Origin of the sequence: Pelomonas margarita (assembly GCF_043555875.1) — a bacterium.
Classification (GTDB): domain Bacteria; phylum Pseudomonadota; class Gammaproteobacteria; order Burkholderiales; family Burkholderiaceae_C; genus Pelomonas; species Pelomonas margarita.
This window is the reverse complement of sequence record NZ_JBIGHW010000001.1, coordinates 284,674-306,333: the sequence shown is the minus strand read 5'-3', so window position 1 is coordinate 306,333 and position 21,660 is coordinate 284,674. Positions and strand designations below refer to the sequence as shown.

Annotated in this window: 23 protein-coding genes and 1 pseudogene; 14 read left to right on the top strand and 10 right to left on the bottom strand. The window is 71.0% G+C overall.

Annotated elements, in window-relative coordinates:
• The first annotated feature begins 16 nt into the window (after positions 1-16).
• The gene (locus tag ACG0Z3_RS01410; protein ID WP_394394667.1) at positions 17-1,555 is read left to right on the top strand and encodes a DUF1800 domain-containing protein; all 1,539 of its coding nucleotides are present in this window, start codon (positions 17-19) and stop codon (positions 1,553-1,555) included.
• Between the two features lie 5 nt (positions 1,556-1,560).
• Positions 1,561-2,751, top strand: a complete 1,191-nt coding sequence (locus ACG0Z3_RS01405) for a DUF1501 domain-containing protein (RefSeq protein ID WP_394394666.1) — start codon at positions 1,561-1,563, stop codon at positions 2,749-2,751.
• On the opposite strand, the gene ACG0Z3_RS01400 is transcribed toward ACG0Z3_RS01405, so the two are convergent.
• Both ACG0Z3_RS01400 and ACG0Z3_RS01395 read right to left on the bottom strand, forming a co-directional pair.
• Entirely contained in the window at positions 2,744-3,298 is a 555-nt protein-coding gene (locus ACG0Z3_RS01400) for a flavodoxin family protein (RefSeq protein ID WP_394394664.1), read from the bottom strand. The genes ACG0Z3_RS01405 and ACG0Z3_RS01400 overlap by 8 nt on opposite strands.
• A 30-nt stretch (positions 3,299-3,328) precedes the next feature.
• A complete protein-coding gene (locus tag ACG0Z3_RS01395; protein WP_394394662.1) occupies positions 3,329-4,054 on the bottom strand; it encodes a pirin family protein in 726 nt (241 codons plus the stop codon).
• A gap of 100 nt (positions 4,055-4,154) precedes the next feature.
• Between ACG0Z3_RS01395 and ACG0Z3_RS01390 the strand changes: the two genes are divergently transcribed.
• The 10 genes and pseudogenes from ACG0Z3_RS01390 to ACG0Z3_RS01345 all read left to right on the top strand — a co-directional run bounded on the left by ACG0Z3_RS01390 (position 4,155) and on the right by ACG0Z3_RS01345 (position 11,408).
• Positions 4,155-5,117 carry a LysR family transcriptional regulator gene (locus ACG0Z3_RS01390; RefSeq protein WP_394394661.1) on the top strand — a complete coding sequence of 321 codons (963 nt, stop codon included), beginning with the start codon at positions 4,155-4,157 and terminating at the stop codon, positions 5,115-5,117.
• The gene (gluQRS, locus tag ACG0Z3_RS01385) at positions 5,114-6,004 is read left to right on the top strand and encodes a tRNA glutamyl-Q(34) synthetase GluQRS (protein ID WP_394394660.1); all 891 of its coding nucleotides are present in this window, start codon (positions 5,114-5,116) and stop codon (positions 6,002-6,004) included. The genes ACG0Z3_RS01390 and gluQRS overlap by 4 nt, the downstream gene beginning before the upstream one ends.
• A gap of 130 nt (positions 6,005-6,134) precedes the next feature.
• On the top strand, positions 6,135-6,797 hold the full coding sequence (locus tag ACG0Z3_RS01380; RefSeq protein ID WP_394394659.1) for a hypothetical protein: 663 nt from the start codon (positions 6,135-6,137) through the stop codon (positions 6,795-6,797).
• Between the two features lie 30 nt (positions 6,798-6,827).
• The gene (locus tag ACG0Z3_RS01375; RefSeq protein ID WP_394394658.1) at positions 6,828-7,508 is read left to right on the top strand and encodes a hypothetical protein; all 681 of its coding nucleotides are present in this window, start codon (positions 6,828-6,830) and stop codon (positions 7,506-7,508) included.
• Positions 7,501-8,520 carry a sensor histidine kinase gene (locus ACG0Z3_RS01370; RefSeq protein WP_394394657.1) on the top strand — a complete coding sequence of 340 codons (1,020 nt, stop codon included), beginning with the start codon at positions 7,501-7,503 and terminating at the stop codon, positions 8,518-8,520. Before ACG0Z3_RS01375 ends, ACG0Z3_RS01370 begins: the two co-directional genes overlap by 8 nt.
• Positions 8,517-9,287, top strand: a complete 771-nt coding sequence (locus ACG0Z3_RS01365; RefSeq protein ID WP_394394656.1) for a LytR/AlgR family response regulator transcription factor — start codon at positions 8,517-8,519, stop codon at positions 9,285-9,287. The genes ACG0Z3_RS01370 and ACG0Z3_RS01365 overlap by 4 nt, the downstream gene beginning before the upstream one ends.
• Before the next feature lie 66 nt (positions 9,288-9,353).
• Positions 9,354-9,698, top strand: a pseudogene (locus tag ACG0Z3_RS01360) (FKBP-type peptidyl-prolyl cis-trans isomerase); the annotation flags it as partial.
• 24 nt (positions 9,699-9,722) lie between these two features.
• Positions 9,723-10,076 (top strand): FKBP-type peptidyl-prolyl cis-trans isomerase, encoded by a 354-nt coding sequence (locus ACG0Z3_RS01355; RefSeq protein ID WP_394395363.1) that lies wholly within the window; start codon positions 9,723-9,725, stop codon positions 10,074-10,076.
• A 91-nt stretch (positions 10,077-10,167) separates the two neighbouring features.
• Positions 10,168-10,584, top strand: coding sequence for a PilZ domain-containing protein (locus ACG0Z3_RS01350; RefSeq protein WP_394394654.1), 417 nt, complete (start codon positions 10,168-10,170; stop codon positions 10,582-10,584).
• A 74-nt stretch (positions 10,585-10,658) separates the two neighbouring features.
• Positions 10,659-11,408 carry an MgtC/SapB family protein gene (locus ACG0Z3_RS01345; RefSeq protein WP_394394653.1) on the top strand — a complete coding sequence of 250 codons (750 nt, stop codon included), beginning with the start codon at positions 10,659-10,661 and terminating at the stop codon, positions 11,406-11,408.
• Between the two features lie 27 nt (positions 11,409-11,435).
• Here ACG0Z3_RS01345 and map read toward each other — a convergent pair whose 3' ends face one another.
• Genes map through ACG0Z3_RS01330 form a run of 3 tightly spaced genes read right to left on the bottom strand, consistent with a single transcriptional unit; the run spans position 11,436 to position 13,603 of the window.
• The gene (gene map, locus ACG0Z3_RS01340) at positions 11,436-12,227 is read right to left on the bottom strand and encodes a type I methionyl aminopeptidase (RefSeq protein ID WP_394394651.1); all 792 of its coding nucleotides are present in this window, start codon (positions 12,225-12,227) and stop codon (positions 11,436-11,438) included.
• On the bottom strand, positions 12,224-12,472 hold the full coding sequence (locus ACG0Z3_RS01335) for a ParD-like family protein (protein WP_394394650.1): 249 nt from the start codon (positions 12,470-12,472) through the stop codon (positions 12,224-12,226). Before ACG0Z3_RS01335 ends, map begins: the two co-directional genes overlap by 4 nt.
• Positions 12,473-12,523: 51 nt before the next feature.
• Positions 12,524-13,603, bottom strand: a complete 1,080-nt coding sequence (locus ACG0Z3_RS01330) for a tartrate dehydrogenase (protein ID WP_394394649.1) — start codon at positions 13,601-13,603, stop codon at positions 12,524-12,526.
• A gap of 92 nt (positions 13,604-13,695) precedes the next feature.
• Here ACG0Z3_RS01330 and ACG0Z3_RS01325 point away from each other — a divergent pair, with 92 nt between their 5' ends.
• On the top strand, positions 13,696-14,610 hold the full coding sequence (locus tag ACG0Z3_RS01325; protein ID WP_394394648.1) for a LysR family transcriptional regulator: 915 nt from the start codon (positions 13,696-13,698) through the stop codon (positions 14,608-14,610).
• Here the strand turns inward: ACG0Z3_RS01325 and ACG0Z3_RS01320 are convergent.
• From ACG0Z3_RS01320 to ACG0Z3_RS01305, 4 genes are read right to left on the bottom strand one after another with little or no spacing between them, the layout of a single operon-like run.
• Positions 14,585-15,037 (bottom strand): acyl-CoA thioesterase, encoded by a 453-nt coding sequence (locus ACG0Z3_RS01320; RefSeq protein ID WP_394394647.1) that lies wholly within the window; start codon positions 15,035-15,037, stop codon positions 14,585-14,587. The genes ACG0Z3_RS01325 and ACG0Z3_RS01320 overlap by 26 nt on opposite strands.
• Positions 15,030-17,846, bottom strand: a complete 2,817-nt coding sequence (locus ACG0Z3_RS01315) for an ATP-binding protein (protein WP_394394646.1) — start codon at positions 17,844-17,846, stop codon at positions 15,030-15,032. Before ACG0Z3_RS01315 ends, ACG0Z3_RS01320 begins: the two co-directional genes overlap by 8 nt.
• A gap of 2 nt (positions 17,847-17,848) precedes the next feature.
• Complete coding sequence (locus tag ACG0Z3_RS01310) at positions 17,849-18,529, bottom strand: hypothetical protein (RefSeq protein WP_394394645.1); 681 nt, start codon at positions 18,527-18,529, stop codon at positions 17,849-17,851.
• Positions 18,526-19,824, bottom strand: a complete 1,299-nt coding sequence (locus tag ACG0Z3_RS01305) for a hypothetical protein (protein WP_394394644.1) — start codon at positions 19,822-19,824, stop codon at positions 18,526-18,528. Before ACG0Z3_RS01305 ends, ACG0Z3_RS01310 begins: the two co-directional genes overlap by 4 nt.
• Positions 19,825-19,923: 99 nt before the next feature.
• Here ACG0Z3_RS01305 and ACG0Z3_RS01300 point away from each other — a divergent pair, with 99 nt between their 5' ends.
• Positions 19,924-20,718 (top strand): DODA-type extradiol aromatic ring-opening family dioxygenase, encoded by a 795-nt coding sequence (locus ACG0Z3_RS01300; protein WP_394394643.1) that lies wholly within the window; start codon positions 19,924-19,926, stop codon positions 20,716-20,718.
• Here ACG0Z3_RS01300 and ACG0Z3_RS01295 read toward each other — a convergent pair.
• Positions 20,715-21,644, bottom strand: a complete 930-nt coding sequence (locus tag ACG0Z3_RS01295; protein ID WP_394394642.1) for a Gfo/Idh/MocA family protein — start codon at positions 21,642-21,644, stop codon at positions 20,715-20,717. The genes ACG0Z3_RS01300 and ACG0Z3_RS01295 overlap by 4 nt on opposite strands.
• Positions 21,645-21,660 lie beyond the last annotated feature (16 nt).

Below are 21,660 nucleotides of genomic sequence, written 5' to 3'. Positions count from 1 at the left end.
CATCATGGCGCCCGCCATGAGAACGCTCGCCCTCACCCTCGCCGCCACGGTTGCCGCCGTTGTCACGCTGGCCCTCGCCGGCTGTGCCACGACGCCTGCATCTCCTGCGGCGGGGCAAGACCCGGCACGGGATGCGCTGTGGCTGGACCGCCTGACCTGGGGCGCCCGCAGCGCAGACCTGGCGCAACTGCGCCGCCAGGGCCGCAGTACCTGGCTGGACGCCCAGTTGCAGCCGGCCGCCAGCGCCCCGCTGCCCGAGGCGGCCCAGGCCCAGCTCGACGCGCTGCCCAGCCTTCGCGAGCCGCTGCCCGCGCTGGTGCAGCGCATGGAAGCCCAGCGCAAGGCCGCCGATGCGCTGACCGACGACACGGCCAAGGCCGAGGCGCAAAAGCAGTACCAGGCCGCCATGACGCGTTTGGCCCGCGACGCCGCGACGCGCCAGCTGCTGCGGGCGCTGTACGCCCCGCAGCAACTGCAGGCACAGCTGGGCTGGTTCTGGTTCAACCACTTCAACGTCCACCAGTACAAGCACAACCTGCGCGCCATGGTGGGCGACTACGAGCAGGGCCTGCACGAGCGCTCGCTCGGGCGCTTCCGCGACCTGCTGGGCTACACGGCCCGCCACCCGGCCATGCTGCGCTACCTGGACAACGACCAGAACGCCGCCGGCCGCCTCAACGAAAACTACGCGCGCGAGCTGCTGGAGCTGCACACGCTGGGCGCGGACGGCGGCTACGGCCAGCGCGATGTACAGGAGCTCGCTCGCGTGCTGACCGGCCTGGGCGTCAACGCCAGCGGCACCAAGCCCCGCCTCAAGCCCGAGCACGAGGCCGGCTACCGGCTGGCCGGGCTGACCGAGTTCCACCCCGCGCGGCACGACTTCGGCGACAAGCAGCTGCTGGGCGTCAACATCAAGGGCCAGGGCGAGGCCGAGCTGGACCAGGTGCTGGCCCTGCTGGCCCGCCACCCCAGCACCGCCCGCCACGTGTCGCGCAAGCTGGCCCAGTACTTCGTGGCCGACACGCCACCGCCCGCGCTGGTGGCGCGCATGGTGCAGCGCTGGCAGCAGACCGACGGCCGGCTGGACGAGGTGCTGCGCACCATGGTCAGCGCGCCCGAGTTCGAGGCCTCGCTGGGCGTCAAGTTCAAGGACCCGGCGCACTTCGTGCTCGGCGCGGTGCGGCTGGCCTATGGCGACCGCGTGGTGCTCAACACCGGCCCCATGCTGGGCTGGCTGGCCCGGTTGGGGCAGTCGCCCTTCAACCGACAGACGCCCGATGGCTACCCGCTGGACGAAAACGCCTGGGCCGGCCCCGGCCAGCTGAATACGCGCTTCGAGATCGCCCGCACTCTGGGCAGCGGCAGCGCCGGCCTGTTCAAGCCCGAGGGCGACACGCGCGAGCGGCCGGCCTTCCCGCAGCTGGCGCAGCCGCTGTACTTCGACGCCATCGCGCCGCGCCTGGCCGCAGCCACGCGGCAGGCACTGGCCACGGCCGGCTCGCAGCAGGAATGGAACGGCCTGCTGCTGTCTTCCCCCGAACTCATGCACAGGTGAGCGCCATGGACCGACGACTGCTGCTTCAACTGGGCCTGGGCGCAGCACTGCCCGCCCGCGTGTGGGCCGGCGCACCCGAGACGCCGCGCCTGCTGGTGGTGTTCCTGCGCGGCGGCTACGACGCCGCCAACCTGCTGGTGCCCACCGCGCCCTTCTATGCCGAGGCGCGTCCCAACATCGCGATCCCGAAGGGCGCCGCGCTGGCGCTGGACAGCGACTGGGGCCTGGCGCCCGCGCTGGCCGACAGCGTGCACCCGCTGTGGCGGCACCAGCAGGCCGCCTTTGTGCCGTTTGCCGGCAGCCGCGACCTGTCGCGCAGCCACTTCGAGACGCAGGACAACATCGAGCTGGGTCAGGCCGAGCAGGGGCCACGCGACTTCCGCAGCGGCTTCATGAACCGGCTGGCCACGGTGCTGGGCAGCCCCACGCGCCTGCAGGCCATGGCCTTCACCGACCAGCTGCCGCTGATCCTGCGCGGCGAGCAGCCCGTGGCCAACCAGGCGCTTCGCGACGTGAACAAGCCGGCCATCACGCCGGCCCAGGCCCAGCTCATCAGCGGCATGTACGCCGGCACACGCTTCGCCGAGGCGGTGAGCGGCGGCTTCGAGGTGCGCGACGAGGTCGCCCGAGAGATGGCCGGCATGAAGTCCGAGGACATGGCCGCAGAGATGCAGGCAGCCAGTCGTGGCGCCATCGCGCCCAAGGGATTTGCGCTGGAGGCGCGCCGCGTCGCGCGGCTGATGCGCGAGCGTGTCACGCTGGGCTTCATCGACGTGGGCGGCTGGGACACCCACGTGGGCCAGGGCGGCGCCACCGGCACGCTGGCCACGCGGCTGGGCGAGCTGGGGCGCGGCCTGGCGCTGTTTGCCGACGAGATGGGGCCGCAATGGCGCCACACCGTCGTCGTGGTCATGAGCGAGTTCGGCCGCACCTTCCGCGAGAACGGCAACCGCGGCACCGACCACGGCCACGGCAGCGCCTACTGGGTGCTGGGCGGCGCCGTGCGCGGCGGGCGCATCGCTGGCGAGCAGGTGGCCGTCAGCGCGGCCACGCTGCACCAGCACCGCGACTGGCCCGTGCTCAACGAGGTGCGGGCGACGCTGGGTGGCCTGTTCAGGCGAATGTACGGCCTGAACGACGCGCAGCTGGCGCAGGTCTTTCCTGGCGCCAGCCCGCGCGACCTGGGCCTTATTTAGTCCAGCGCTCCACGACCGCCTTCACGCGCTCGCCGAAGGCCTTGGCCGTGGCAATGTCACCCGGCACCATCTCCTCGGCCGAGGCGTCGCTGGGCGTGGCCGTGATGAGGCCGGCGTAGCCACCGAGATTGTTGACGTCGTCGCGCGTGGCGGCCTTGTGGTTGGGCGCCTTCATGCCCATGCCGACCCAGATCATGCTGTGCTGCTGGCTCAACGCGTGAAGGTACTGGATGGTGCCCTGCTTGTCGCCATTGAGCGTGGCGCTGTTGGTGAAGCCGGCGGCGATCTTGTCCTTCCAGACCTGGGCATACCAGGGCTTGCTGCTCGCGTCGGCGAACTTCTTGAACTGCCAGCTCGGGCCGCCCATGTAGGTGGGCGTGCCGAAGACGATGCCGTCGGCCGCGGCCAGCGTGGCCCAGTCGGCATCGCCGATGTTGCCCTCGGCGTCGATGGCGATCAGCTGCGCGCCAGCCGCGCCGGCGACGGCCTCGGCGACCTTCTTGGTATGGCCGTAGCCGGAGTGGTACAGGACAACGATCTTGCTCATGGTGGATTTCCTCGGTTGGAGTGAAAAAGATCAGGCGGCCAGGTCAAAAACGAGAACCTCGGCGTCCTTGCCGGCCGAAAGCGAGAGGCGCGATGCTTCACGAACCTGCAAGGCATCACCCGCCGTCAGGTCTTGCCCGTTGACGTTAAGCGATCCACGCACCACGTGGATATAGGCCAGACGGGTGAGGTCCAGGGCCAGCTCGGCGCTCTCAGCGCCGTCGAACAAGCCGGCATACAGCTTGGCATCCGCGTGGATGGTCACGGCCCCGTCGGCGCCATCGTTGGCGGCGACCAGCCGCAGCTTGCCGCGCTTGGACGCCGGGTCGAAGTGCTTCTGCTCGTAGCTCGGGGCAATGCCGCGCTGGTCCGGCATGATCCAGATCTGCAGGAAGTGCGTCGTCTCGTCCTTGGCATGGTTGAACTCGCTGTGCATGACGCCGGTGCCGGCGCTCATGCGCTGCACGTCGCCGGGGCGGATGACGCCTGCGTTGGCGCCGCCCACCTCGCCGTTGCCCATGCTGTCCTTGTGGGCCAGCTCGCCGGACAGCACGTAGCTGATGATCTCCATGTCGCGGTGGCCGTGCGTGCCGAAGCCGCGGCCGGGGGCGACCTTGTCCTCGTTGATGACGCGCAGCGCACCGAAGCCCATGCGGGCCGGGTCGTAGTAGTCGGCGAACGAGAAGCTGTGGAAGGACTTCAGCCAGCCATGGTCGGCGTAGCCGCGGTCGCTGGACTTGATCAGTTGGGTGGTCATCTCAGGCTCCTTGCTTGTTGGCGATGGAGTCAATGTAGGAGCCGGCCTGTCCGCCATCGACCAGCACGGCTTGAGGACACCGTTCAAATAGACTGAACAGATGACCCAAGACAAGCGCCGTGCCCTGACCCCCGAGGCCCTGTCCATGATGGACACCATTGCCCGCACTGGCAGTTTTGCCGCCGCCGCCCGCGAGATGGGCCGGGTGCCGTCGGCGCTGACCTACTCCGTGCGCCAGCTGGAGGACGCGCTGGACGTGCTGCTGTTCGACCGCAGCTCCCGCCAGGCCGTGCTGACCTCCGCCGGCCAGGAGCTGCTGGTGGAAGGCCGGCGGCTGCTTCAGGAACTGGACGCCGTGGCCAACCGCGTGCGCCGCATCGCCACCGGCTGGGAGAGCGAGCTCACGCTGGTGATGGACGACGCCGTCGCCCGCCGCGCCGTGTTCGACCTGATGGAGGCCTTCTACGCGCAGCGGCTGGACGACGGCACGCCGCCGCCCACGCGACTGAAGCTGCGCGTGGAGGTGCTGGCCGGCACCTGGGAGGCGCTGCTGCACGGCCAGGCCGACCTGGCACTGGGCGTGCCCGCGCAGGCCGCCAGCAGCAACATCCACTGCGAGCCGGCCGGCGAGCTGGAGTTCGCGTTCTGCGTCGCGCCGCACCACCCGCTGGCCGAGCTGCCCGAGCCGCTGACGGCCGCGCAGATCGCCGAACACCGCATCGTGGCCGTGGCCGACAGCGCCCGCACGCTGGCACCCATCACCGTGGGCCTGCTGCCCGGGCAGGACGTGTTGACCATGCCCTCCATGGCCACCAAGCTCGAAGCCCTTCTGCGCGGCCTGGGCTGCGGCTCGCTGCCCGTCAGCATGGTGCGCCGCCACCTTGACGCCGGCCGCCTCGTGCGCAAGGCCACCTACGAGGGCCGGCGCTCGGGTGTCATGCACTACGCCTGGCGCGACACCGGCCAGGCGCCCGGCAAGGCCCTGGCCTGGTGGCTGGACAAGCTGCGCAGCGAGGCCACACGCCGCGCCCTGCTGGAGCAGCACGAAGGCCTGGTGCTGTGACCGGAAGCGGCCGCTACCGGGGCCGGTTCGCGCCCTCGCCCACCGGCCCGCTGCACGACGGTTCGCTGGTGGCAGCGCTGGCCAGCTGGCTGGACGCCCGCGCCCACGGCGGCCAGTGGCTGGTGCGCATCGAGGACGTGGACGGCCCGCGCTGCCCGCCGGGCACGGGCGAGTTCATCCTGAGCCAGCTCGCCACGCTGGGCCTGCACCCGGACGAAACGCCTGTGTGGCAATCGCAACGCGGCGACCGCTACCAGGGAGCGCTGGACAGCCTGATCGCCGCCGGCCACGCCTACGGCTGCGCCTGCACGCGTGCCGAGATCGCCGCCGCCTACGAACGCAGCCTTGGCCCGCGCCCCAAGCACGGCGAGCTGGTCTACCCCGGCACCTGCCGCGCAGGCACCGGAGCTCGCACGCCGCGCGCCTGGCGCTACCGCGTGCAAGGCTGCATCGCCTGGCAGGACCGCCGGCTCGGCGCGCAGTCGCAGGACCTCGACGCGGACGTCGGCGACTTCGTGCTGAAGCGTGCCGACGGTCTGTGGGCCTACCAGCTCGCGGTCGTCGTGGACGACGCCGAGCAGGGCATCACCGACGTCGTGCGCGGCGAAGACCTGGCCGACAACACGCCGCGCCAGATCGCGCTGCAGCGCGCGCTGGGCGTGGCCACACCGCGCTACCTGCACACGCCGCTGGTGCTGGCGGCCGACGGGCACAAGCTGTCCAAGCAGAACGGCGCGGCGGCCCTCGACCTCGCCGACCCGCTCGCGCGGCTGCGCGAGGCTGCGGTGCGGCTGGGGCTGCCGGCACCGGCGGCGCACCTGGGCTTGGCTCACACGCTGGCCGCCGCGCAGCAGGCCTGGGCGGCGCGGTACGGCCAGGGGCGTTGAAACGCCGACATGCCCTCGTCGCCACCGGCTCGCCCTCGTCGCCCGAGCTGGGCGCTCGTCGCAGCGCGCTAGGCACCCCGGCGGACGGTGCAGACACTTCGCCCCGTCAGCCACCAACACGCACGTCACCATGGACTACCGCAGCCTCTTCGCCATTCCCATCGCCGTGCTGGCGCTCAGCGCCAGCAGCGCCGAGCCCCTGCGCCTGCCCAATGGCTGGCAGGGGGGCGCCAGCCTCACCTGGCCGGCCGCCCCCATCTACGCCTACGGCGTGGCACCCACCACCGAGCAGCAAGCCTCGCGCGCGCTGACCGTGCAATCGCTGGGCCATCGCCAGCCCACCGAACTGGGCGCCGTCTGGCAGAGCGTCGTGGGCTACACCGGCAAGCGGGTGCGCTTCACGGCCGAGGTCAAGGCCACCGGCACCGACGGCTGGACCGGGCTGGTGGTGCGCGACGGCTTCCTGCCGCTGTACCTGCTGCCCACGAGCGCCGACGAACCCGAGCCCTCCGCGCAGGCCGGTGCCGCGGCATGCCCGGAATGGTGCGAGGTCAACGTCGTCGCCGACATCCCGGCCGACGGCATGGGCGCCGCCACGGTGGGCCTGGCGCTGCTGGGCAACGGGCAGGTGTGGGCACGCGGCTTCAGGCTGGAGGTCGTCGGCATCGACACGCCGCTGACGACGCACCGCTTCGCCGCCGCACAGACCGCCGCGCTGCGCGAACTGATCGGGCGCAACCAGCGCGCCCAGGCCGGCCAGCCCACGCCGCCCAGCAACCTGGCACTGCGCTGAGCCCCCCACACCCCGAATCAGGAGCCCCTCATGGACTACCGCGCCCTGGCCCTCGTTCCCCTGGCCGCCTTCGTGCTCAGCGTCAGCGCCGCCGCGCCCCGCGTGCCGGACGGCTGGCATGTCTTCGCCATTTCTCACAGCGACAAGCCCGATACCAGCAACGGCTTCGAGATCGGCCTCACCCCGGTCGGCGACGCCGCCGGCACACCCACGCTGACGATCCGCTCGACGCGCCCGCAGTTGCCGCTTGGCCCCAACGTCGGCGCGCTGACGCAGCCGGCCTACGGCTATGCCGGCCAGCGCGTGCGCTTCAGCGCCGAGATGAGAGCCGAGGGTGCCGCGCCGTGGGCCGGTATCTACCTCACGCCTGGCGACGGCGGCATGCTCAACCGCGTGGCCGAGGGCGCCCCCGGCGTGGAGCACCGCCTGCCGCCCGGCAGCGCCGTGCACCCCGGTGGCGACTGGCGGCCGGTCAGCGTCGTCATGGACGTGCCGGCCGACGCGCCGCTGATCAGCGTCGGCCTGGCGCTGGTGGGCGAAGGCCAGCTGTGGGCGCGCCAGCTGCGCTTCGACGTCGTGGGCCGCGACGTGCCCGTGACGACCACCACGCTGAACATCGACTGGGCCCGCGCCCGCCAGAGCTTCGCCGAGAGCCGCCGCGTGATGGCGCAGGTGCCGCCCCAACCCCTCGCCAATGCCCGCCTTGACTGAACGCCTGCCCGTCCGGCTGCTGGCCACGCTGCTGCCCAGCCTGATCTTCTGGGCCGGCTGGGCGCTGGCCGCGCTGCAATGGCCCGGCGCGCGCTGGCTGGCGCTGTCGGCCCAGCTGTGGCTGGCCTACAGCGCCGCGCTGCTGGTGCTGCGCTGGCGGTGGTGGCCCGTCGGCGTGCCGGTGGCCGCGGCCGCCGGCGCGCTGCTGGGGCTGGCGCTGGTGCCGGGCCCGCGCGCCGTGCCCTGGGGCCAGGCCTGGGAGGTCGCGCGGCTGGCGCTGCCGGCCTGGGGCTTCGCGGTGCTGGTGCACCTGCCGCTGCGCTGGTGGCGCTGGCGCGAGGAGCAGGCCGTGCGGCTGCGCGTGGCCCAGGCCGAGCAGCAGGCGGCGATGGCCGACCTGGCCCGCCAGGTCAGCGTGGCCGAGCTGAAGGCGCTGCAGGCCCAGGTGGAGCCGCACTTCCTGTTTAATGCGCTGGCCAGCCTGCAGCAGCTGATCCGCCAACAGCCCGCCACGGCAGAGCGCTTTCTGGGCGAGCTGCACGACTACCTGCGCCTGGCGCTGCCGTCGCTGCGCGAGCCGCTGTCCACGGTCGGCAATGAGTTCGAACTGACCCGCGCCTATCTGACCGTGATGGCCACGCGGCTGGGCGCACGGCTGCAGTTCCACGTGCAGGCCGACGCCGACTGCGCCGCCCACGCCATGCCGCCGCTGATGCTGCTGACGCTGGTGGAGAACGCGATGCGGCACGGCATTGAGCCGCTGACGGCCGGCGGCCGCATCCGAGTCGGCGCGCGCCGCGATGGCGAGCGGCTGGTGGTGGAGGTGGCCGACACCGGCGCCGGCCTGCAGCCCGCTTCGCCCGCCGCCGGCGCGTCGCAGGGCCTGGGGCTGGCCAACGTGCGCGACCGCCTAGCCAGCCTCTACGGCCCCGCCGCACACTTGAGCATCCAGCAGGCCGACGGTGGTGGCGTGCTGGCCCGCATCACCCTGCCCTGGACTGCCACCGCATGAACACCCCCACCGCGCTCATCATCGAAGACGAAGCCCTGCCCCGTCAGCGGCTGCGCGACGGGCTGGCCCAGCTGTGGCCGCAGCTACAGGTGCTGGCCGATGCCGAGGACGGCGACCATGGCCTGGCACTGGCGCTGGACTTGCGCCCCGACATCGTGTTCGTCGACATCCGCCTGCCGGGGCTGGACGGCCTGTCGCTGGCGCGGCGCCTGAAGGGTCTGGCCCACATCGTCTTCGTGACGGCCTACGACGCGCACGCGGTGCAGGCCTTTGAGCACGGCGCCATCGACTACCTGCTCAAGCCGCTGGCCGAAGCGCGACTGCGCGAGACCGTGCAGCGGCTGCAGCAACGCCTGCAGTGGCCGCCGGCGCAACTGGCGCAGTGGCTGCAGCAGTGGGCGCCGCCCACGCTGGCACCGGCCGGCATGCCGCCGCCACCCGCAGCACCGCTGCGCTGGCTGCAGGCCTCGCAGGGCGAGCGGCTGCACCTCGTCATGGCGGCCGACGTGACGCACTTCCGCAGCGACAACAAGTACACCTGCGCTGTGACGGCTGAGGGCGAGTTCCTGCTGCGGCTGTCGCTGCGCGACCTGCTGGCGCAGTTGGACCCCGGCCAGTTCTGGCAGATCCACCGAGCCGTGGTCGTCAACCTGGCGCACGTGGCCCGCGTCGAGCGGCGGTTGACCGGCATGGAGGTGCTGCTCAAGGGCAGCGACGCGAGGCTGCCGGTCAGCCAGAGCTTCCAGTCGCGCTTCAAGCCGATGTAAGCCACGACCACGCGCGCAGGCCCAGCGACAATCCGCCCTCCCCATTTCCATTGCAAGGATCCCCCCATGAACACCACCCCCAGCGGCCTGCAGTTCGAAGACACCGTCGTGGGTGACGGCAAGACGGCGGCGGCCGGCCAGGACGTCACCGTGCACTACACCGGCTGGCTGTGGGTGAACGGCGCCAAGACCACCAAGTTCGACTCCAGCAAGGACCGCAACGACCCCTTCGAGTTCGAGCTGGGCGCCGGCATGGTCATCCGCGGCTGGGACGAAGGCGTGCAGGGCATGAAGATCGGCGGCAAGCGCACGCTCATCATCCCGGCCGAACTGGGCTATGGCGCGCGCGGCGCGGGCGGCGTGATCCCGCCGAACGCGACGCTGTGCTTCGACGTGGAGCTGCTGGGCGTGGCCGGCGGCCCCGAGGCCATCGAGCTGACGCTGCAGACCACCGCCAGCGGCCTGCAGTTCGAGGACCGCGTCGTTGGCGAAGGCGCCGTGGCGGCCAAGGGCCAGCGCGTGTCGGTGCACTACACCGGCTGGCTCTACAAGGACGGCCTGCGCGGCAAGAAGTTCGACTCCAGCAAGGACCGCGGCCAGGCCTTCAAGTTCAAGCTCGGCGGCGGGGAGGTCATCGCCGGCTGGGACGAAGGCGTGCAGGGCATGAAGGTGGGCGGCACGCGCATGCTGGTGCTGCCGCCCGAGCTGGGCTATGGCGCCTACGGTGCCGGCGGCGTGATCCCGCCGAACGCGACGCTGCTGTTCGAAGTGGACCTGCTCGCGGTTTGACCGTCCCTTCATTCAGCGACGACAGGGGCTGACAATTCCTTGTCATTCGGCAATGCTGTGATCCGGCCCGATGGAACTACCGGATCACACCATGTCGATTGACCAACGCCGCTCCCCCCGTGTCGAGTTCTTCCTCGTGCCCGAGGCGCACGAGCAATTGCCCGTCTGGGTCATCAAGCCGCAAAGCCTGGCCGATGCCCGCGGCGGCGTGGTCGTCAACCTCAGCGAGGACGGCCTGCAGATCCTGACCGCCGCCGAGCCCGCGCTGGACGCGCAGCATTACGAGCTGCGCCTGCTGCTGGGTGAGGACGAGGGCGTGCCGCTGTTCAGCGCCTCGGTGCGCCGCATCTGGACGCGGCAGCTCAGCAAGATCGTGCAGCTGTGCGGCTTCGAGTTCGAGACGGCGCACTCGCAGGCCGAGGAGTTCCTGCGCACGCAGACGGCGCAGATCACCGCTCGCAAGTGGGTGCGCTGCGTGCTCGTGGAGCGCATGACGGCGCTCGCGTAGCGCCCACTGGCGAGGCGCGGCAAGCTGGGTTAGCGTGGCCTGCAAGCAAACCCGCCTCGCCACCGCCCACGCCCATGCTCGAAACCGACCAGCTGCTGCGCTACTGGACCCTGCCGCAATGGCAGGCCAACCTGCTCGTGCTGCTGCACCTCGCGGGCGCCGGCCTGCTGGGCTTGGTGCTGGGCTATGAACGCGCCTTCCACGGCCGGGCGGCGGGCATGCGCACGTACGCGCTGGTCTGCATGGCGTCCACCGCCGTGATCGTGCTGCTGGGCCTGCCGCAGCAGTGGTTCGGCGGCAGCGCAGGCCTGGCCGCGCCCACGCTGATGGACCCCACGCGCGTCATCCAGGGCGTGGTCACCGGCATCGGCTTCCTGTGCGCCGGCGTCATCATGCGCGAGGGCATGAACATCTCCGGCCTGACGACGGCCGCGTCCCTGTGGGCGGCGTCGGCCATCGGCATCGTGCTGGGCATGGGCTTCTACTTCGCCGCCATCGCGCTGACGCTGCTGTGCGCCAGCCTGATGATGTGGGGCGCCAAGCTGGAAGCCGCCCTGCCCTCGCACCCGGCCATCGCCGTGCACCTGCGGGGCGAGCCCGGCCGCGCCTTCGAGCAGGCCGAACTCGTGGCCTTCGCCGCCACGCTGGGCTACGACTTCGCGCCCGGTTCGGTCAGCATCGAATGCGCGGATGGGCAGCAGGAATGGCGCTTCGTCTGCACCGCGCGGCACAACTACGGCCGCGCGACGCTGTCACGCTTCGCCAGCCGCTTGCCCGAACTGCCGGGGCTGGCCAGCTACCGGGTGGCGCACGCCCGCAACTGAGGCGCGGTGCACACCCCCCAACAGGCCTCAGTCGATCGCGGGGTAGTCGCCCAGGCCGTCCGGCCACGGCGTCAGGATCTCGAAGCCGTCCTTGGTGACGGCCACCATGTGCTCCCACTGCGCCGACAGCGACTTGTCGCGCGTCACCACGGTCCAGCCGTCATTGAGCTCGCGGATGGCGGCGCCGCCGGCGTTGATCATGGGCTCGATCGTGAAGATCATGCCCTCCTGCAGGCGCAGGCCTTCGCCCGGACGACCAAAGTGGTTGACGTGCGGCTCGTCGTGATAAACGTCCCCGATGCCGTGGCCGCCGTACTCGCGCACGACGCTGAAACCGGCCGCATGGGCCACCTTCTGAATGGCATGGCCCACATCGCCCAGCGTGGCACCGGGGCGCACCTGGCGGATGCCGGCGCGCAGTGCCTCGTAGGTCGTCATCACCAGCCGGCGTGCCAGCACGCTGGCCTCGCCGACAATGAACATGCGGCTGCTGTCACCGAACCAGCCGTCCTTGGTCAGCGTGACGTCGACGTTGACGATGTCGCCCTTCTTCAACGTCTTGTCCTTGCTCGGGATGCCGTGGCAGACAACGTGGTTGGGCGAGATGCAGGCCGTCTTCGGGAAGCCGTGATAGCCGACGTTGGACGGGATGCACTTGAGCGTGTTCACGATGTAGTCGTGGCAGATCGCGTCCAGCTCCTCCGTCGTGACGCCGGGCACCACGTGGGGCTTGAGCATGGCCAGCACCTCGGCGATGAGGTGACCGGCCGCACGGGCCTTGGCGACTTCCTCGGGCGTGCGCAGCTTGAGGCTCTTCATGCGCGCGCCCCCTTGGCCTTGACGGGCTGAATCCAGCCGGCGACGCGGGCCAGATCCAGCCCGCCTTCCTGCTCGGCGCGGATCAGCAACTGGCACAGCTCGCTGTGGTTGAGCTGCGGGTGCAATTCGGCCAGCAGGCCGATGCGCATCCAGTGCTCGGCCTGGGCATTGATGGAGCGCGACAGGGCTTGGCTGGCCACGCGCAGACTCTCGTGCAACGGATCGGAGATTTTGACGATTCCCATACCGGCACTATATACGATTCGTATACGAATCGTATATCAACGGCCGCAGGCTCAGCCGGCGACGTGCGCCGCCACGGCCTCGCCCAGCGCGCGGGTGCTGGCGTTGCCGCCCATGTCGGGCGTGCGCGGGCCGTGCTGCAGCACGGCCTCGATGGCGGCCATGACGGCGGCGCGGGCGGCCTCGAAGCGGGCGTCGCCCTGCCCCAGGAAGTCCAGCATCAGCGCGCCGGACCAGATCATCGCCACCGGGTTGGCAATGCCGCGGCCGGCGATGTCCGGCGCCGAGCCGTGCACCGGCTCGAACAGCGACGGGAAGCGCCGCTCCGGGTTCAGGTTGGCCGACGGCGCGATACCGATGGTGCCGGTGCAGGCCGGGCCCAGGTCGGACAGGATGTCGCCGAACAGGTTGGACGCCACCACCACGTCGAAACGCTCGGGCGTCAGCACGAAGCGGGCGGTCAGGATGTCGATGTGGGACTTGTCCCAGCGCACGTCCGGGTAGTCCTTGGCCATGGCCTCGACGCGCTCGTCCCAGTAGGGCATGGAGATCGCAATGCCGTTGGACTTGGTGGCCGAAGTCAGGTGCTTCTTGGGCCGCGACTGCGCCAGCTCGAACGCGTACTTCAGGATGCGGTCGGTGCCGTGGCGCGTGAACACGGCCTCCTGCAGCACTGTCTCGCGCTCGGTGCCCTCGAACATGCGGCCGCCCACCGAGGAGTACTCGCCCTCGGTGTTCTCGCGGATGACAAGGAAGTCGATGTCGCCGACCTGCTTGCCGGCCAGCGGACACGGCACGCCGGGCATCAAGCGCACGGGGCGCACGTTGGCGTACTGGTCGAAGCGGCGGCGGAACTGCAGCAGCGAGCCCCACAGCGAGATGTGGTCGGGCACCTTGTCGGGCCAGCCCACGGCGCCGAAGTAGATGGCGTCGAAGCCGCGCAGCTGCTCAAACCAGTCGGCCGGCATCATCTGGCCATGCTGCAGGTAGTAGTCGCAGTGGGCCCAGTCGAAATGCGTGAACTGCAGATCCAGCCCGAAGCGGCGCGCGGCGGCATCCAGCACGCGCAGGCCTTCGGGCATCACTTCCTGGCCGATGCCGTCTCCGGCGATGACAGCGATGCGATGGGTCATGGAGTGCCTCCGGCGTTGAAGAATGGGCGTCAGCTTATCGACAACGACCAAAGCAACAATCACCGGCTCCGTTGATTCAGCGACCACGAATCGTGAACACCCAGCCCCTCCCCCAGCTCGACGACCTGCGCCTGTTCTGCGGCGTAGCGCGGCATGGCAGCTTTGCGATGGCGGCGCGCACGCTGGGCGTGTCCAAGGCGCTGGTCAGCAAGCGCATCGCGCTGCTGGAGGCGGCACTGCAGGTGCGGCTGTTTCACCGCACGACGCGCAGCATCACGCTGACGCCGCAGGGCGAGCTGGTGCTGCCCTGGGCGCGCCGCATCAGCGAGGACGTGGACCTGCTGGGCGAGGCGCTGTCGCAGGAGCGCGCGGCGCCGGCCGGCCTGCTGCGGCTGTGCAGCAGCACGGGCTTCGGCAGCCGCCACCTGGCGCCGGCGCTGTCGGCGCTGGCCACGCAGCACCCGCAGCTGCAGATCGAGCTGGCGCTGCTGGACCGGCCAGTGGACTTGATCGAGGAAGGCTTCCAGCTCGACCTGCGCCTGGGCCAGGTGCACGAGGGCCATGTCACCGCGCGGCGCGTGGCCCGCAACCGCCGCGTGCTGTGCGCCTCGCCGGCCTACCTGGCGCGCCACGGCCATCCACAGACACTGGCCGAGCTGGCCGCGCACCGCTGCATCCCCATCCGGGAGCGCGACCAGGACTTCGCCCGCTGGGACCTCGTCGGCCCCGACGGCGCGGCATCGGTGCGCGTGTTCGGCCCACTGTCGGCCAACCAGGGCGGCGTCGTGCGGCAATGGGCGCTGGACGGCCACGGCATCATCCTGCGCTCCACATGGGACGTGCAGGACGACTTGGCCGCCGGCCGGCTGCTGCCCGTGCTGCCGGGCTACCACCAGCCCGCCGACGTGTGGGCCGTGTGCCCGACGCGGTTGTCGGCGTCGGCGCGGGTGCGCGTCTGCGTGGAGTTCCTGGCCGACTGGTTCAGCCGGGCTGGCCTGGGCGACTGACGACGGCTGCCTCGTAGCCCTGCACGAACTCCACCGGCATGCGCTTCGGTCTTCCGCTGCTGATCTCGATGCACACCAGCTGCCAGCGCCCGCGCACCAGCGTCGCGCCGTCGCTCACGCGACGCAGCTGGAAGCGCCGCTCCATCGTCAGGCGGCCGTCGCTGGCGGTGAGCCAGGTGCCCAGCACCAGCGCTTCGCCTTCAAACGAGGGCAGCAGGTAGTCGTAGTGCCCCTCGCGGATGGCCATCGCGCGGTCCAGGCGCCGGTAGTCGTCCAGCGTGAGGCCCAGCGCCTCGGAGTGCGCCCAGCCCGCCTGCTCGCACCACTGCACGTAGACGGCGTTGTTGGTGTGGCCCAGACCGTCGATGTGCCCGGCCGCAGGCGACAGCGCCAGCGTGAACGGCGCGGGCCAGTCCCACTCAGTCATAGACCGAGACTTCGGGCCGGCGCGCCAGCACTGCGATGGGCGGCGCCCAGCGTTCGCCGCGCGGCTTCTTGCTGGTCACCAGCGTGATCTCGCTGGGCTCGAACACCTCGACGTTGTGCGTGATCGGCGTGGTCAGCAGGTACTGCGCGCGGGTGCTGCGCAGGAAGTGGCCGACCAGCTGGATGTTGCGCACGTCCAGATGGGCGAAGGGCTCGTCGATGAAGACGAAACCGCCGGGCGTTTCGTCGTCCTTCATCAGGCCCACCAGCAGGATCAGGCTCTTCAGCACCTGCTGGCCGCCCGAGGCCTCGCCGTCGTTCAAGCCCACCTCGCCCTTGCCGTCGAAGTTGAACTTGACCTGCAGGCCGGCCTGCGAGAGCACGGTGTCGTCGTTGTCCAGGTGCGGGAGGATGGCCTCGGCGGTGGTGCCGGCCAGTTCGCCCAACTCGGCCACGTTCTTCTTGTAGCGGCGCACGGTGGCGCGCAGCACGTCGATGTAGCGCTCGCGGGCGTTGAAGGCGGCGATGCGGGCCATCTCGTTGCTGGCGCGGCGGTCGCTGAGCTGGCTGTCCTGCTCATGCACCTGGACGGCCATGCGCGCATGGCGCTCAACGACGCTGGCATCCACCTCCCAGTGACCGCCTTGCAGTTCCTGGTCCACGTGATGCGCGCGGATCTCGGCCTGGCGGGCATTCTCGAACTCGTCGCGGGCAGCGGCCAGCGCGGCGGGCGTGACCCACGATTTAGGGAACTGGGCCTTCTGCTTGCGGGACTCCTGCGACGCCTTGCGCAGCGCCTCGCGCTTCGCCTCGTGCTCGCGCAGCCGGCCAGCGGCCGAGCCCTCACCGTCCTTCAGCGCGATCTGTGCGCCTTCGTACGCCTGCTCGCTGCGGGTGGACTCGCGCACGACACGCTCGTGCTCGCTGTCGAGCGCACTCATGCGCGAGGCGGCTTCAGCACGCGCTTGCCGCAACACCGGCAGGCGCACGCGCGCCTCGGCGAACTCGTCGGCACGCTCGCTCAGCTCCTGCGCGGCCTTGTGGCCCACGGCCGCGCGCTGCACGTCCTTGAATTGGCGCTCGACCTCGGCCTGCGCCTTGGCAATGCGACTCAGCTCACCGTCCCAGCGGGCCAGTTCGCTCTCCAGCGCGCCGCGGCGCGAGTCAACGGCGGAAGCGCCGAACTGGTGGTCACGCGGCTCGACGAACACGCTACGGCCGCCACGGCCGTCGCGGTAGTAGGCGTCGGTCGTGATCCATTCCCCGCCGACCTGCGCGCCGTCTTCCGTCGATGCGACGCAGCGGATGCCAGCCAGTTGCCGCGCCATCCACGACGGCAGCGGCGCGCTGACATTCAGCGCCGCCAGCAGCGAGCCCACGGGCGCCTGCGTGACCGGCGAGGTGTCAGCCACAACGTAGTGGCGGTAGCGCTGTTTCGCGGCGATGTCGAAGGCCCGGCTCTCGTCGCTGCGGTGCTTAAGCACGACGACCCAACGCGACGGGCGCAGCAGGCCCTCGGCAGCGGCTCGCCAGGTTTCGTCGGCGATGTCGATGGAGTCGGCCACGAGGTAGTGGGCGATGCCGGCGTCATCCAGCGCCCGCTTCATCGGTGCGACCTCGGGCGGCGGCGGGGGCAGGCGCTTGCCGCTCAGCTCGCCGAGCGCGGCCTGCGCCTTGGCGGCCTTGTCGCTGGCACGCGTGTAGTCGGCGCGCAGTCGGTCGCGCTCGGTGGCCAGCTCCTGCAGCTTGACCGTCAGCGCGGCGGCGTCAGCCTCCACGTCGGCCAGGGCCTTCAGCTCGTCCTCCCGCTTGACCAGCGCCTCGGCGGGCCGCTCGGCCTCTCGCGCCGAATCGAACGCCGCGCGGGCCTCGCGGCGTTCGCCGTCCAGCGCCTTCAGCCGGGTCTTGGCTGCTTCCTGCGCGGTGAACAGGCTGTGCAGGGCCGCGCGCTTGTCGCTCAGCGCCTTCACGTCGCCCGACGCGAACAGGCGCTGGCGGTGCAGCTCGCGTGCGTCTCGCGCGATGCGCTCACGAGCCTCGCTCCAGCGCAACACGGGCAGCACTTCGGTGGCCAGGCGCTCGCGCTCCTGGATCTTCAGCTGGTACTGGCGGTGGCTGTTGACGCGGTTGGCCAGGTCGGACAGCTGCGCCTGTGTGTGCGCCAGCTCGGCGCCGGCCTGCTCGACTTCCTTGCCCAGCTGCTGCTGGTGGCTGCGCGCTTGTTCGTAGCGGTCCAGCACCTCCTGGTCGCCGAACACTTCGAACACGAGGCGCAACAGCTCCTTGGGCGACAGCTCGCACAGCCGGTCGGTCTGGCCCTGCTCCAGCGCCAGCACGCGGCCGATGGCGCGGGTCAGGCCGGCCGCTTCCAGCCGCTTCTTCCACGCCTCGATACCCAGCCAGTCGCGGTCGCCCTTCTCGGCCAGTTGCTCGATCTCGTGCACGCCGTCGAGGATGGTGTAGCGGCGCACCCAGTCGCCGCCGTGGCGCTCGATGCGGCAGGCCAGCGTCACCTGGTCGGCGTACAGCAGCGAACTCGCGAACGGCCGGCTGCTGTTCTGGCGCGTGCGCGGCCGGTTGTCCACCAGCGCGCGCAGCCAGGCCGTCTCGGCGTTGGCGTGGCGGGCGTAGGTCTTGTACGTGCGGCCGCCCGAGCACTCCAGCCCCAGGAGCGTGCGCATCGCGTCCAGCAGCGTGGTCTTGCCCGAGCCGTTGGGGCCGGCGATGGTGATGATGGCGCCGTCCAGCGGCAGCGTGACGCGCTGGCAGTAGTCCCAGTGCAGCAGTTCGAGCGATTGCAGGTGGAACATCTTCAGTCGTCAATGTCTTGTTGTTCTTCTTGCGGACGCGAGACGGGATGGCCGGCGCGGGCCAGCACGTCGCCCAGGGCGCCGTCAAGGATGCGCGGCGCCAGCAGGTCGTAGTCGATCAGCAGGTCCAGCAACGGACCTTCGGCGATGTCCTCGCCGCGGCGCGTGATGAAGCCGTGTCGCTCCAGCAGCTTGAGGTTGGTGTCCAGCCGCAGCTTCTTGCCGAGCTGGTCGCCGAAGTCGGCCAGCAGGCTGCGGTAGCTGATGAGCGGCGCCACGCTGGCGGCCTGCGGCATGGGCTTATCGGTGGCGAACATCTCGCCCTGGCCGGCGTGGATGGCGTCGCTGCGAGCGACCTGCCGCTGCCGCTTGGGCAACACGATGAGGCTCCACAGGATCACCAGCAACGCCACGCCGTCCCGCGGGATGTCGAGGTTGTTGTTGGCAGCCAGGCCGGTCTCGCCGAACACGGCGCTCTCGGCCGGGCGCAGCAGCGCCACGGCGATGTGGTCGGCATGCACGTTGTCCACCAGCTGCAGGCCCACGCCGGCCAGGCGCGCGCCGAGCTGGTTCCACAACTCGGTGTCGATCAGCGCGCGCTTCACGAGCGGATGGCTGCGCGGCAGCCAGCGCCGGGCCAGCAGTTGCGCGGCGAGTTGCTGGGAGTCGTCGAGTGGGCTCATTGGGAAGACTGTTCAGGGGTCAACACGCCGCGGCTCATCCATTTGACGAACTCGTCGTCCACGGGGCCTTGTTCGGCGGACCAGCGCACCGACCAGGGCTGGCGGGCCATGTCGCCGGTGGCGCCTTTGAGGTGGCGGGCTTGCGCATCGCCCAGCAGCGGCAGCAGCTGGGCTCGGTAGGCGGCACGGGCGTAGCTGCCGCCCAGGATGGCTGGCGTCAGATCGCGCTCGATGGGTTCGGCGGACCAGGCGGCCAGCAGCGCCTGCATCTGGTCCATGTCGGGCGGCAACTGCATGACGGCCAGTTCGCCCGTCGGCGCAGCCTGTCCCTGCGGCAGCGCGGCCGCCTCGGCGGGTTTGGGGCGGTCACGCTCGAACTCAGCCTCGGCCGTGTCGACGAGGTCGCGCTGCGCCACCAGCACCGGGTGCACCGGCCGCTCCCACGCGCCGTTCAGCAGCGTGGCCAGGTCGCCCTGGCTCTGCAGCCAGCGGCGCACATCGGTCGTCGTGATGCCGGTGGAGCCCAGCGTCACGCGCTGGCGGTCGGCCTGCTGCAGCGCGCGGTTGAACTGGCTGGCCATCGCCAGCAGCCGCGCCTGCGCCAGGCCCAGCTCGCGGGCCAGACGCTCCAGCCTCGCCTCGCCGGCCGACTCGGCCTGCGCAATGATGGCACCCAGCGCCTCGCCGGCACGGTCCACCAGCGTCAGCGCCTTCTCGAAGCGCGTGCGCGCGCGGCGCAGCGCGAACTCGCTGCCGCTCGCAATCGCATCCGCAAACTCGTCATACAGGCGGGACAGCTGCGCCAGCAAATGCTGCAACTGGGCCGGCTGCAGCGTGCCGAGCTGGTGCGCCCCGGCCACGCCGGCCAGCAACGAGGCCAGGTCGCCATCGGGCGACTGCTCCTGCGTCAGCGGCTGCAGCAGGCCGACGAGCTGCTGGGCCAGCGGCGTGACGGCGTAGGTCTGCGCGGTGGCGTCCCAGGCCAGCAGGTCGGCCTCGCGCAGGCGCTTGAGCACGTTGTCCAGCGCCTCGTCGCGCAGCACGTGGAACGCCTGGTTCAGCGCCTCGCGCGTCAGCCGCGACTCGCGCAGCGCCATCAGCTCGAAGAACACCCACACGCGCAGGCGCACCAGCGGCGCCGGGCCGCCGAACAGCGCCCGCTGGGCGGCCAACAGCGCGTCCTGGCGCTCCAGCTGCCACCACAGCAGCGCATCTGCGGGCACGGCAGCGTCGCGGAAGTAGTCCTCGACGCGCAGGGCATCGTCGGTGTCGGGAAGCGGCGTGGCATGGGACATGGGGCGCGGATTATCGTCGGCGCCATTCAGCCGCTTTGAGCGCTGCCGGCGGCCGGCTTGAACCCCGGGCGGGCTCTGCCGGCCCACACTGGTGCCATCATGAAACAGCCCACCTTCTTCCTCTCCCACGGCGGCGGCCCCTGGCCCTGGATGGACGGCGACTTCCGCCAGGCCCATGCCCGGCTGGAAGCCTCGCTGCAAGCCGTGCCGGCGTCGCTGCCCGAGGCGCCGCGGGCGATCCTGATGATCTCGGCGCACTGGGAGGCCCCGGCCTTCACGGTGCAAACCGCCGCGCACCCCGGCATGCTGTACGACTACGGCGGCTTCCCGCCGCACACCTACGAGGTGCAGTACCCCGCCCCGGGCGCCCCGGCGCTGGCCGAGCGCGTGGTGGCGCTGATCGAGGCCGCCGGCCTGCCGGCCGCCCGCGACAGCCAGCGCGGCTTCGACCACGGCGCGTTCTGCACGCTGGTGCCCATGTATCCGGACGCCAACATCCCCGTCGTGCAGCTGTCGCTGCGCCAGGGGCTGGATCCGGCCGAGCACCTGGCGCTGGGCCGGGCGCTGGCGCCGCTGCGCGACGAGGGCGTGCTGATCCTCGGCAGCGGCTTCAGCTTTCACAACCTGGGCCTGATGTTCAACGGCCGCGGCCAGGCGCCGTCGGTCGCGTTCGACGCGTGGCTGCAAGGCGCCCTGCCCTCGCCCGAGGGTCGGGCCGAACGGCTGTCAGCCTGGGCGCAGGCGCCTGCCGCGCGGCAGGCCCACGCCCGTGAGGAACACCTGCTGCCGCTGATGGTGGCCGCTGGCGCGGCCGAGGGCGACGCCGCGCGCTGCAGCTATCACGAGGCCAACTACCTCGGCGGCATCACGGCGTCGAGCTTCCGTTTCGGCTAGACCTGATGCGCCGCCACCGTGCGGCGCTCGCCGATCAGGAAGGCATCGGCCACCAGCTGGAAGGGCCGCCAGTCCACCTCCGAGCGGCCGGCCGCCACCATGTCGGCAAAGCGTGCGTACAGGCGCGGGTACTCGCCGGCCAGGGCCGCGTCGGCCGCCACCGGCTGGCCGTCGATGGCCAGCATGCCGCCGCCATGCGACAGGCGCAGCTGGCCGGTCGCCGAGTGCAGCTCGATGTCCCAGGTCTGCTCGCCCTTCTGGCGGAAGTCGAACACGGTGTCGATGGCCACGCCGGACTCGGTGCGCAGGTCCAGCTGCGCCGCGATGGGCGCCTGCTGGTTGGACGGGAACTCCAGCACCGCCTTGTTCACCACCACTTCTTCAGCCAACACCTCGGTCAGCACCGACAGCGCGTTGATGCCGGGGTCGAACACGCCCAGGCCGCCCGCGTCGAAGATCCACTGCTGACCGGGGTGCCAGTGGTGCACGTCTTCCTTCCAGAGGATGCGCCCGCCGGTCAGCGTGCGGCCACGCACCCAGTCACGCGCGGCGTCCACACCGGCGGCAAAGCGCGAATGCCAGGTCTGGAACAGCGTGCGCCCATGGCGCGCAGCCTCGGCCTGCAGCAGCGTGATCTCGCGCGTGGTGGCCGCCGGCGGCTTCTCCAGCATCACATGCTTGCCGGCGCGCAGGGCCGCCAGCGCGGCCGTGAAATGCGCCTGCGGCGGCGTGCAGATGGAGATGGCGTCCAGCTCGGGCATGGCGGCCAGCATGGCCTCCACGCTGGTGAAAGCGGCGATGCCGTCCACGCTGGCGTTGCGGCTGGCCGTGGCGACCAGCTCGAAACGCGGATCGGCCGCGATGGCCGGAATGTGTTGATCACGGGCGATCTTGCCGATGCCCACCAAACCCAACTTCAAAGACATGCATTCCCCGGAAAAT